Here is a 12,440-nt window from a genome sequence, read left to right on the forward strand (position 1 = left end):
GTTGCCGGGTCCCGCCGTCCTGCCGGCCCGGCCAATCAAGGAACCGATGTGAATCCGATGCATCCCGTGGACTTCGTGAGCCACCTGCGCGACCTGGCTGCACGGCGGCCCGACGACACCGCGCTCATCGCCGTGACCGACCGCGACGGCGCCGCCCTGGATACGCCCATCTCCTATCGCCGGCTCGACACGCGCGTGCGCGGCCTCGCGGCGTATCTGCAACAGAACTTTGGTTGCGGCGAACGCGCGCTGATCATGCTGGACAACGGCGACGACTACGTCGTGAGCTTCTTCGCCTGCCTCTATGCCGGCCTCATCGCCGTGCCCGTGTTTCCGCCGGAATCCACGCGCAAACGGCATCTCGGCAAGCTCGAAGGCATTGCGGCCGACGCCGGCGCCTGCTGCGTGCTGACCCACGCCACCATCCAAGCGGCGATCGCCGGCGTGGGCGGGGCCTTCGTCGACGTGCCGCTGATCCCCGTGGACGGGATCGGTGCCGAGGACGCCGAGCGCTGGACGCCGCACACCCCCTCTGCCACTGACATCGCCTTCCTGCAATACACCTCCGGCTCCACCTCGGCGCCCAAGGGCGTCATGGTCACGCATGCCAACCTCATGGCGAACATGCGTGCGATCGAAGAAGGGCTCTCGGTCGGACTCGACGACATCTTCGCGACCTGGCTGCCGCTGAACCACGACATGGGGCTGATCGGCGGCCTGCTGCAGCCGCTGCATCGCGGCATTCCCGTCGCACTGATGTCGCCACGCTATTTCCTGGAGCGGCCCGTGCGCTGGCTCGAAGCCATCTCGCGCCACCGCGCGACCATCAGCGGCGGCCCCGACTTCGCCTATCGCCTGTGCCTCGACCGCGTGTCCGAAGCGCAGTTGCAGAAGCTCGACCTGTCGAGCTGGGGCCTGGCGTTTTCCGGTGCCGAGCCCGTGCGCGCCGACACGCTGCGCGAGTTCAGGAAGCAGTTCGCACCCGCAGGATTTGCCGCCGGCGCGGTGTACCCCTGCTATGGCCTGGCCGAGTCCACGCTGTTCGTGACGGGCGGCGAGCGCGGCGCCGGCATGGTGGCGCGCGACTTCTCCAGCAGCGGCTTGGCCCGCGGCATCGTCGAAACCGGCACCGAAGAAAGTGCCACGCTCGTTGGCTGCGGCCGCACCGTCACGGGTCATGCCGTGCGCATCGTCGATCCCGTCACGCTGGCGGTGCGCGATGCGGGCCATGTCGGCGAAATCTGGGCCAGCGGCCCCAGCATCGGCAGCGGCTACTGGAACAAGCCGCAGGTGTCGCGGGAGACCTTCGTCGCGCACGACGGCGCGATCTGGCTGCGCACCGGCGACCTCGGCTTCCTGCACGACGGGCAGCTCTATGTGGCGGGGCGCATCAAGGACATGATCATCGTGCGCGGCCACAACCTGTACCCGCAGGACATCGAGCGCATGATCGAACTCGAGGTCGACATCGTGCGCAAGGGCCGTGTGGCCGCCTTCGCCGTCGACGGCCCCGAGGGGGAGGGCATCGGGCTGGCCGCCGAGATATCGCGCAGCACGCAGAAGCTGGTGAAGCCCGAAGCGCTGGTCGAGACGCTCAGCGCCGCGGTGAGCGAGCAGTTCGGCGAGCCGCTGTCCGTCGTCATGCTGCTGAACCCCGGCGGCATGCCCAAGACCACGAGCGGCAAGCTGCAGCGCGGTGCCTGCCGCCAGGGCTGGATCGACGGCACGGCCGACGCCTATGCGATGTATGCGCACGGTGCGTTCGTTCTCGGCGGTTCCGCCGCGGCGCCCGCACCCGCCACCGAGCGGCCGCTCGATGAAGTGGAGCAGGCCGTCGCCGCGATCTGGAGCGAAGTGCTGCGCCGCGACGCACAGACCGCGCTACCGCGCGACACGCACTTCTTCATCCACGGCGGCAACTCGCTCGCCGCGACGCAGGTGGCGGCCCGCATCGCCGATCGATGGGAGATCGAGTTTCCGGTGCGCGCGCTGTTCGAGCAGCCGCGCCTCGGCGCGCTGGCCGCGCATGTGCGACGCGTGCTCGCGACCGGCCCGCGCAAGCCGCGCAGCGTGATCCCCGTGATGCCGGCCGAGCATCGTGCGAGGCCGCTCGCGCTGTCGCACGCGCAGGAGCGCCAGTGGTTCCTGTGGCAGCTCGACCCGAAAAGCACCGCCTACCACGTGAGCGTGGCGCTGGATTTGGCCGGCGTCCTGGACGCCGATGCGCTGGACGCAGCGCTCGGCGACCTGGTCGATCGCCACGAGAGCCTGCGCACCGTGTTTCGCGCGGCGGCGGACGGCACGGTTGCCCAGGTCATTGCGCCGGCGCTGCGGCTCGCGCTGCGGCGTATCGACCTCGGCGCATGGCCCGCCGAAGCGCGGGAGGCCGCTGCCGCCGAGCATGCCAGCCAGTGCCACGCCGAGCCCTTCGACCTCGGCGAAGGCCCGCTGCTGCGCGCGGCGCTGATCCGCATCGACGAGGCCCGGCACCTGCTGGTCGTCGTCATGCATCACATCGTGTCCGATGGCGCTTCGATGCAGGTGCTGGTCGAGGAACTCGGCGCCGCCTATGCCGCCCGTGCGAAAGGCGCGGCACCGCTGTTCAAGCCGCTGCCCGTCCAGTATGCCGACTACGCCCTCTGGCAGCGCGACTGGCTCGCCGCCGGCGAGGCTGAGCGCCAGCTCGCGTATTGGCGCGAACAGCTGGGCGCCGACCATCCCGTGCTGGCTCTGCCCACGGACCATCCCCGGCATGCGGTCGCAGCCTACCGCGCGGCCGGCCATGCCTTCGAGTTCGACGCCGCGCTCACCCGGCGCCTGCGCGCCACCGCGCAGGCGCACGGCGCGACATTCTTCATGGCGCTGCTTGCCGGCTTCCAGGCGCTGCTGCACCGCTACACGGGCCAGCAGGATGTGCGTGTCGGCGTGCCTGTCGCCAACCGCCAGCGGCCGGAAACCGCCGGGCTGATCGGCTTCTTCGTCAACACCCAGGTGCTTCGCAGCACGCTGCAGGGCCGCATGAGCCTTGCGCAACTGCTGGCGCAGACACCGGAAGCCGCGCTCGGCGCGCAGGCGCACCAGGACCTGCCGTTCGAACAGATCGTCGAGGCCCTGCAGCCGCAGCGCAGCCTGAGCCACAGCCCTCTGTTCCAGGTGATGTTCAACCACCTGCGTGAAGACACGGGCATGCTGCGCTTGCTGCCCGGCCTGGAGGCGCGCGAGCACCGCATCGCCGACAGCGCCGCGCAGTTCGAACTCGTGCTCGACATCCGCGAACATGCCGACGGAAGCACCGGTGCGGTGCTCACCTATGCGGCCGAACTGTTCGAGCCAACCACCATCGCGCGCATGGCCACGCACTACCGCGCGCTGCTGGAAGCGCTGGCGGCCGATCCCGCGCAGGCGCTGGGCGACGTGCAGTGGCTCGCTGCCACCGAGCGGCATCGGCTGCGCGAATGGTCGGCCGGCGAGCCGCAAGCGCCGCACGCGCAGCCCGTGCACCGCCTGTTCGAGGCGCAGGCGCGAGCCACGCCCGGGGCCATTGCCCTGATCGACGGCGACACCCAACTCAGCTACGCGGTTCTGAACGCGCGTGCCAACCGACTCGCGCACCGGCTGGTCCGCCAGGGGGTGGTGCCCGACCGCACTGTCGCGGTGGCCATCCAAGCACCGGCCGATCGCGTGATTGGCCTCCTCGGCGTGCTGAAGGCCGGAGGCACCTACCTGCCGCTGGACCCTTCGCATCCTCCGCAAAGGCTTGCGCAGTTGCTGGAAGACAGCGGCGCGCGCGTGCTGCTCACCGACAGCGCCAACGCCGATTCGCTCGATGCGGGCGGCGTCGCCAGGGTCGTGCTCAATGAGGCGCCGGCCCAAGGCACCGAGCCGGCCGCCGATCCAGACATCGCGCTGCACGACGCCCACCTCGCCTACGTCGTCTACACCTCCGGCACCACGGGGCGGCCCAAGGGCGTGGCCGTGGCACACGGCGCGCTGTCGATGCACGTCCAGGCAATGGCGCGGGCCTGCGGCATGCGCGCGGAAGACCGGTCGCTGCAATTCGCGCTGCCGCATGTCGACGCATCCATCGAGCAATGCCTGCTGCCACTGGTTGCGGGTGCGGCGCTCGTGGTGCAGCCGCAGTGGTGTTCTCTTGCCGGTGAACTCGACGCCCTGCTGCAGCGCCACCGCGTGAGCGTGGTCGACCTCCCGCCGGCCTATGCACGCCAACTGATGCAGGGCCAGGCACCGTTCGCGCATGCCGTGCGCCTTGCGCTCTTCGGCGGCGAGGCCTGGACCGGCGAAGACATCGCACTGATCCGGCGCGTGCTGCGCCCGGGGCAGATCGTCAACGCCTACGGCCCGACCGAAGCCGTCATCACGCCCACCGCCTGGCACGGCACGGCGGATGACGCGGAGCAGGCGCCGCAGGGCTACGTGCCCATCGGCCGTCCCGTGGGCCGTCGCACCGCGCATGTGCTCGACGCGAACCTGCAGCCGCTTCCCCAGGGCGTTCCCGGCGAGCTGTACCTCGGCGGCGAAGGGCTGGCGCGCGGCTACCTCGGCCGCGCGGCCCCCACGGCCGAACGCTTCGTCGCCGATCCCTTCGATGCCGCGGGCGGCAGGCTCTACCGCACCGGCGACCTCGTGCGCTGGCGCGGCGACGGCCAGCTCGAATACCTGGGCCGTCTCGACCACCAGGTGAAAGTCCGGGGCTTTCGCATCGAGCTTGCCGAAATCGAAGCGCGCCTGCGCGAGCACGCGGCGGTTCGCGAGGCATTGGTGCTCGTGCACGACGGCGCAGCCGGCGCCTCGCTGGTGGCCTATGTATCGCCCGCACCCGCCGCGCAGATCGACACAGCGGCGTTGCGGGAGCAACTGGGCCGCGTCCTGCCCGACTACATGGTGCCCTCGGCCATCGTGGCGCTCGACAGCTTCCCTCTCACCGCAGGCGGCAAGGTCGACCGCCGCGCGCTGCCCGCACCCGCCTTGCCCGACCGCCAGGACTACGAGGCACCGCAGGGTGACATCGCCCAGGCGCTGGCCTCGATCTGGACCGAACTGCTCAAGGTCGAGAAGGTGGGCATGCACGACAACTTCTTCGATCTCGGCGGCAACTCGCTGCTGGTGATCCGCATGCACCGGCTGATGGAAGACCGGCTCAGTCCGGGCCTGACCGTGGTCGATCTCTTCAAGTTTCCCACCGTCGGCGCGCTGGCGCGCCGCATCGAGCAGGGACGCGGCGCGGCGCAGGCCGCCCGCAATGACGACGGCGACAGCGAACAGGCGCGCGCCCAGCGCCAGCGTGCCGCCCTGCTGCAGCGCCGCCGTCCCACCGAAAGAAGCTTCTGATGCAAGACCAAGACACAGCGCCGTCCGGACTCACGGGCATCGAGATCGCCATCGTCGGCATGGCCGGGCGATTTCCGGGCGCGCCCGATGTCGACACCTTCTGGCGCAACATCCGCGACGGCGTCGAATCGGTCACCGTTTTCAGCGACGAGCAACTGCGCGCGCGCGGCGTGCCCGAGCGCACGCTGGCCGACCCCGACTATGTGAAGGCCGGCGTGCTGTTCGAAGGCTTCGACCAGTTCGACGCCGGCTTCTTCGGCTATTCCCCGCGCGAGGCCGAGCACCTCGATCCGCAGCAGCGCATCTTCCTCGAATGCGCCTGGGAGGCGCTGGAGCACGCGGGCTGGCAGGCCAGGAAGAACCCCGCGTCGGTCGGCGTCTACGCGGGCGACGGACCCAACCTCTACTTGATGCGGCACCTGCTGCCCGCCTTCGGCGTCGACGCCGGCACGGGCATCGCCGACATGCTGGGCCTGATGAGCGGCAACTCCGCCGGCTCGCTGTGCACACGCGTGGCCTACAAGCTCGACCTGCGCGGCCCTGCCGTCAGCGTGCAGACCGAATGCTCGACGTCGCTGGTGGCGGTGCACATGGCCTGCCAGGCCCTGCTGAGCCACGACTGCGACATGGCGCTGGCCGGCGGCGTGTGGCTCAATTTGCTGCAGGAGGGCGGCTACCGCTACCAGAGCGGCGCCATCCTCTCGCCCGATGGCCACTGCCGCGCCTTCGACGCCAAGGCGGCGGGCACCGTCATCGGCAGCGGCGCGGGCATCGTCGTGCTCAAGCGGCTGCAGGAGGCGCTGCGCGACGGCGACACCATCCACGCAATCATCAAGGGCAGCGCCGCCAACAACGACGGTGCGGACAAGATCGGCTTCACCGCGCCCAGCGTGCAGGGGCAAGCCGGCGTGATCCGCGCGGCGCAGATGATGGCCGACGTGCCCGCGCACACCATCGGCTATGTGGAAGCGCACGGCACCGGCACCACGCTCGGCGACCCGATCGAGATGGCCGCGCTGACGCAGGCCTTTGCGAGCGGCGGGGCGGCGGCTGGAGGCCGGTGCGCCATCGGCTCGGTCAAGACCAACATCGGCCACCTCGATGCGGCCGCCGGCGTGGCCGGGCTCATCAAGGCGACGATGGCGCTGCGGCACAGGACGCTGCCGCCCAGCCTGCATTTCGAGCAACCCAATCCGCAGATCGACTTTGAGAACAGCCCGTTCTATGTGAACACCGAGGCCCGGCCGTGGCCCAAGGGCGATGCGCCGCGCCGCGCGGGCGTCAGCGCCTTCGGCATCGGCGGCACCAACGTGCACGTCGTGCTCGAAGAGGCGCCCGAAGCGCCGGCCGTCGCCGCGTCGCCGCAAGGGCAGGGCGGCTGGCAGGTGCTGCCGCTGTCGGCCATGAGCGCCACCGCCGTGCGGCAGGCCGCGCAGCGGCTCGGCGCGCACCTCGCGGAACAGCCCCATGCCGCGTTGGCCGACGCCGCATACACGCTGCAGACTGGCCGCAGGCCCTTCGCCCATCGCTGCGCCGTGGTCGCCGACGAGTCGCAGGCCGCCGCGCGCATGCTCGCTTCGGGAGAAGGTGTCATCACGGCTTCCGCCCCGGTACCCGAGCAGCCGCCGGAAGTGGCCTTCCTGTTCCCTGGCGGCGGCACGCAGCACGCCAACATGGGCCTCGCGCTCTATCGCGACGATGCGCCGTTCCGCGAGGACATCGACCGCTGCTGCGAACTGCTGCGCCCCGAGCTCGGTCTCGACCTGCGCGAACTGCTGTTTACCGCGACGGAAGCGGAGGCCGGGGCCGACGCGCGCCTGTTCGACATCGCCTTCGCGCAGCCTGCTTTATTCGTCGTCGAATATGCAATGGCGCATTGGTGGATGCGGCGCGGCGTGCGCCCCACCGTGATGCTCGGCCACAGCCTCGGCGAATACGTGGCGGCCTGCCTGGCGGGCGTGTTCCGGCTGGAAGACGCGCTGCGCCTCGCCGCCGTGCGCGGTCGCCTGCTGCAATCCATGCCTCCCGGCGCAATGACCGCTGTGCCGCTGTCGCAGGCAGAACTCGCGCCTTTCCTGACCCACGGCTGCGACCTGGGAGCCGACAACGGCGAGCAGCTGTGCGTGATCTCCGGTCCGCTCGACGCCATCGAGGCCACCGAAGAGAAGCTGCGCGCACAGGGCCACCTGCCGCGGCGGCTGCACGTGTCCATCGCCTCGCATTCCTCGATGACGCAGCCGCTGCTCGCGCAGCTGGAGCAGCTCATCGCTTCGGTGCCGCGGCAGGCGCCGAAGATTCCGTTCATCTCCAACGTCACCGGCCGGCTCATCACGGCCGAGCAGGCGGTCAGCCCGGCCTACTGGGCGCGACACCTGCGCGGCACGGTGCAGTTCACCGCCGGACTGCGCACGCTCTTCGAGGTGCCGGGGCGGGTGGTGCTCGAAGTCGGCCCCGGCGAAACGCTCGCCGGCCTGGCGCGCCAGCACCCGATGGCCGCCTCGGCCGCCGCCGTGCAGGCCAGCCAGGCACATCCGCAGCAACGCACGCGCAACGCGCAGCAGATCGCCCATGCGCTCGCCAGCTTGTGGCTTGCGGGCGTGGACATCGACTGGGCCGCCTGCCATGCGGGACAGGCGCGGCGCCGCGTGCCGCTGCCGGCCTATCCGTTCCAGCGCCGCCGCTACTGGGTCGACGCGCCCGATGCCACGTCGGCGAAGTCCGCACGCAAGGCACCTTCGGATGCGTTCTACGTCCCGTCGTGGAAGCGGATCGAGCCGCTGCTGTCCGCCGCGCCCGGGAACACGGCCGATGCAGGCTGCGTGCTCGTGTTCGGCGATGGCCGCAGCCTCACCGGCCATCTCGCCCGGCATCTGCGTTCACTGGGCCATGCGGTGGTCGTCGCCCAGCGCGGCCCGGCCTTCGCGCGTACCGGCCGCGATGACTGGGCCCTGCGCGCCGGCGAGCGCGACGACCATGCGCAGTTGCTGCGCGAGGTCGAAGCCGACTTCGGCGCGGTCACGGCCATCCACCACCTGTGGTGCCTCGACGAAGTGCCGGCCTCGCAGCCGCAGCCCGAGCTGCTGGAGCGCAGCTTCTTCAGCCTGCTGGCGCTCGTGCAGGCGCTCGACACGCGCACCTCGGCTGCCTTGGCCGGCAAGCTGCCGATCACCGTCGTCGCCAACCAGATCGAAGATGTCACCGGCACCGAGCCGCTGTGTCCCGAGAAGGCCATGCTGCCGGGCATGGCCAAGGTGATCGGGCAGGAATGCCTGCGGATCCATTGCCGCGTGATCGACGTCATGCTGCCCGCGCCCGAGAGCGATGCCGAAACCTTGCTGGTCGAGCAGATCGCCGCGGAATCCGCCGCGCTGCGGGCCGAGCCCGGCGAGCCGCTGCTGGCCTATCGCGGTGCGCACCGCTGGGCGAAGGTCTACGAGCCCGCGCCGCTTCCAGCCACCGCGCAGCGCCTGCGCAAGCAGGGCGTGTACCTGATCACCGGCGGCCTCGGCGGCGTCGGCCTCGCCATTGCGAAGCATCTGGCACAGCACTGGCAGGCCAAGCTGGTGCTGCTCGGCCGCACCGCGATGCCGGAGCGCGCGGCATGGGCCTCGCTGGCCGAGGACGAAGCGCAGCCCGCCGCGCTGAAGAACAGGCTGCGCCAGTTGCTCGAACTCGAATCGTTGGGCGCAGAAGTGCTGACCGTCGCGGCCGACGTGTCCGACGCCGCCCAATTGCACGCCGCACTCGAACGGGCGGACGCGCGCTTCGGCGGGCTGCACGGCATCGTCCACGCGGCAGGCGACGCGGGCGGCGGCATGATGGCGCAGCGCACGCGCGCCCAGGTCGACACCGTCTTCGCGACCAAGGTGCGCGGCACCCGCGTGCTGCTGGACGCGGTGCGCGGCCGGCCGCTCGACTTCGTGCAGTTCTGCTCTTCCATCTCCAGCGTGGCCGGCGGGCTGGGCATGAGCGACTACGCCGCGGCCAATGCGTACCTCGACGCCGTGGCCATCGCCCATGCGCGCGTCGGCAAGTTCCCGGTCTTCTCGGTCAACTGGGACGCCTGGCGCGGCCTGGGCATGGCCGAGCACATGGAGGTGCCCGACGGCATCGGCATGGACGGGCCGGAAGGCGCGCGCACCTTCGAGCGCATCGTCAACGGCCCGCTGCGGCCGCAGACCGTGATCTCGACCACCGACCTCGCCCAGCGCCTCGGCCCGCTGGACAACGGCATGCTCGACATGCTCGCGGCCGAGGACGCACAGCCCGCGGCGAGCGGCGGCAGCCATCCGCGCCCCGCGCTGCAGACGCCCTTCGTCGCGCCCGAGGGCGAACTCGCCAATGCCCTGGCCGCGCTGTGGACCGAGCGCCTGGGCATCGCGCCCATCGGCATGGACGACAACCTGTTCGAGCTGGGCGGCGATTCGCTGGTGGCCATCCAGCTGCTGTCGCGCGTGCGCAAGGCCTACGCGGTCGAGCTGCATCCCAGCGAGTTCTTCAAGGCGCCGACCATCGCCGGACTGATCGCGCACATTCCGGCGAACGGCACGGCGACCTGGCCGACGCCGGCCGCCGCGATGGAGATCGCGCCCATTCCGCGCACGGGTGCGCTGCCGCTGTCGCCCATGCAGCGCCGCCTCTGGCTCGTCGACCGGCTCACCGACGACCGCAATGTGACGGGCCGCGCGGCCTACAACATGTCGGCCGGACTGGCTCTGCACGGCGAACTGAATGTCGATGTGCTGCGCGCGGCCATCGACGCCATCGTCGCGCGGCACGAGGTGCTGCGTACCGTGTTCGCCGAGGACGACGAGGGCGAACCGGTGTCGGTGATCGGTGCCGGCGCGCGCCTGGACATTCCGCTCGTCGATATCGACGAAGCCGACAAGGACGCGCGCGAGCGCCGCTACGCGACCCTGTTCGACGAGCTCGTACGCACGCCTTTTTCGCTGGCTGAAGGCCCGCTCATCAAGGCCACCATCGTGCGCATGGGCGAGCGCGAGCATGTGCTGGTGCTCGTGGTGCACCACATCGTCTTCGACGGCTGGTCGATCGCGGTGTTCGCGCGCGAGCTCGGCGAGTTCTACGAACGGGCGCTGCGCGGGCAGCCGCTGGCGCTTGCGCCGCTGCCGGTGCAGTACGTGGACTACGCCGCGTGGTACGCCCGCACGCTCGCCTGCGAGGCATTCGCGCCCAAGGCCGAGTTCTGGCGCACCTGCCTGCGCAACGCGCCGGAGGTCTCGACACTGCAGCCCGACCACCAGCGTCCGGGCACGGCCTCGCATGCGGGCGATTCGGTGGTGCTCGAACTGCCGCCGGCCTTGTCGCAGGCGCTGGCCGCGCTGGCGCGCGAATGCGACACCTCGCTGTTCACGCTGCTGCTGTCCTCCTTCTTCCTGTTCTTCCACCAGGCCTCGGGCGCGGACGACATCGTGATCGGTACCGACGTGGCTGGCCGCGGCCACCCGGACCTCGAACAGTTGCTCGGCTTCTTCGTCAACGTGGTGCCGCTGCGCTCGCGCCTGGACGACCGGCGGATGGACTTCCGGCAATGGCTTGCGCAGGCCAGGCAGCAGACGCTTGCCGCCATGGACCACCAGGACGCGCCCTTCGACCAGATCGTCGAGCTGTCGGGCGCACGGCGCGCGCGTGACCGCAACCCGCTGGTGCAGGTGCTCTTCGTCCTGCAGAACACGCCAGAGATCCGGTTCGCCATCGAAGGCGCCGAGGTCGAGGTGCTGCCCCAGCAGATGAACGAATCCAAGTTCGACCTGGCGGTGTTCGCCAGGGAACAGGCCGGCGCGCTCACCGTCGAGTGGGTGTACGCCACGGACCTGTACCGGCGGAAGACCGTCGAAGAGTTCACCGCTTCGTGGCATGCGCTGCTGGAGCGGATCGTCGCAACACCGGGCCAGGCTATCGAGGCACTGGCCCCCTCGCAAACGCAGGAGCGAATCAACATGAACACCGCGAAATCCACCGGCGCCGCCGGCAAGCTGGACAAGCTCGGCAAGTTGGACAAACTGGGCAAGGCAGGACCGGGCCGCGAAGCGACGCGCGCCGCGGCGCGCCCCGTCGTGCAGACCTCTTTCCTCCAGCCCGGCGCCGAATTCCCCATCGTGCTGCAGGCCACCACCGACGACCTCGACACCGTGGCCTGGGCCAGGAGCCAGGCCGACTACATCGAGATGCTGGTTGCAAGGCACGGCGGCATCCTGTTTCGCAACTTCGGCCTGAAGACACCGCAGGACTTCGAGGCCTTTGCCGAGGCCATCGAGCCGGAGCTGTACGGCAGCTACGGCGACCTGCCGAAGAAGGAAGGCGGCAAGAAGACCTACCGCTCCACGCCGTACCCGGAGCGGCAGATGATCCTGTTCCACAACGAAAGCTCGCACCTCGACCGCTGGCCGCGCAAGCAGTGGTTCTTCTGCGAGCTGCCTTCGCCCGTGGGCGGCGCCACGCCCATCGTCGATTGCCGCGAGATGCTGCGCCGCCTGCCCGCCGACATGGTGGCCGAGTTCGAACGCAAGGAACTGCTGTACGTGCGTACCTTCACGCCGGGCCTGGACGTGAGCTGGCGCGACTTCTACAAGACCGAGCGCCGCGAAGAGGTGGAGGCCCGCCTGGCCGCCGCCGGCATCGCCTGGCGCTGGCTCGACAACGACACGCTGCAGACGCGCACGCGCTGCCCGGCGGTGATCCGCCATCCGCTGACGGGCGAAAAGGTTTTCTTCAACCAGATCCAGCTGCACCACGTGGCCTGCCTGGAGGCGCAGGTGCGCGAGGACCTGCTCGCCATGGGCGGCATCGACCGCCTGCCGCGCCACGTGATGTACGGCGACGGCTCGCCCATCGCCGACGAAACCATGGCCATCGTCGGGCGGGTGTACGAGGAATGCGCCGTGCGCTTCGACTGGCAGCAGGGCGACATCGTCATGCTCGACAACATGCTCGCGGCCCATGCGCGCGATCCGTACGAGGGGCCGCGCAAGATCGTGGTGGCGATGGGCGCGATGTTCGACCGTGCCGCGCTCGAAGGCGCGCCGCAGGTCGCCGCCGATGCGCGCCTGGCCGACGAGCAGGGGGCCTGA

Annotated in this window: 2 protein-coding genes; both read left to right on the top strand. The window is 70.4% G+C overall.

Translation table 11 applies throughout. The annotated features are described in order from the left end of the window. Positions 1-57 precede the first annotated feature (57 nt). On the top strand, positions 58-5,349 hold the full coding sequence (locus WIX39_RS27950) for an amino acid adenylation domain-containing protein (RefSeq protein ID WP_409196873.1): 5,292 nt from the start codon (positions 58-60) through the stop codon (positions 5,347-5,349). Beyond that, entirely contained in the window at positions 5,349-12,440 is a 7,092-nt protein-coding gene (locus tag WIX39_RS27955) for an SDR family NAD(P)-dependent oxidoreductase (RefSeq protein ID WP_409196481.1), read from the top strand. Before WIX39_RS27950 ends, WIX39_RS27955 begins: the two co-directional genes overlap by 1 nt.

The sequence above is a fragment of the Variovorax sp. AB1(2024) genome, assembly GCF_037482385.2.
GTDB lineage: Bacteria > Pseudomonadota > Gammaproteobacteria > Burkholderiales > Burkholderiaceae_C > Variovorax.

Coding starts and splice junctions, on each gene's coding strand:
- WIX39_RS27950 (WP_409196873.1), top strand. CDS start 58: ATGCATCCCGTGGACTTCGTGAGCCACCTGCGCGACCTGGCTGCACGG.
- WIX39_RS27955 (WP_409196481.1), top strand. CDS start 5,349: ATGCAAGACCAAGACACAGCGCCGTCCGGACTCACGGGCATCGAGATC.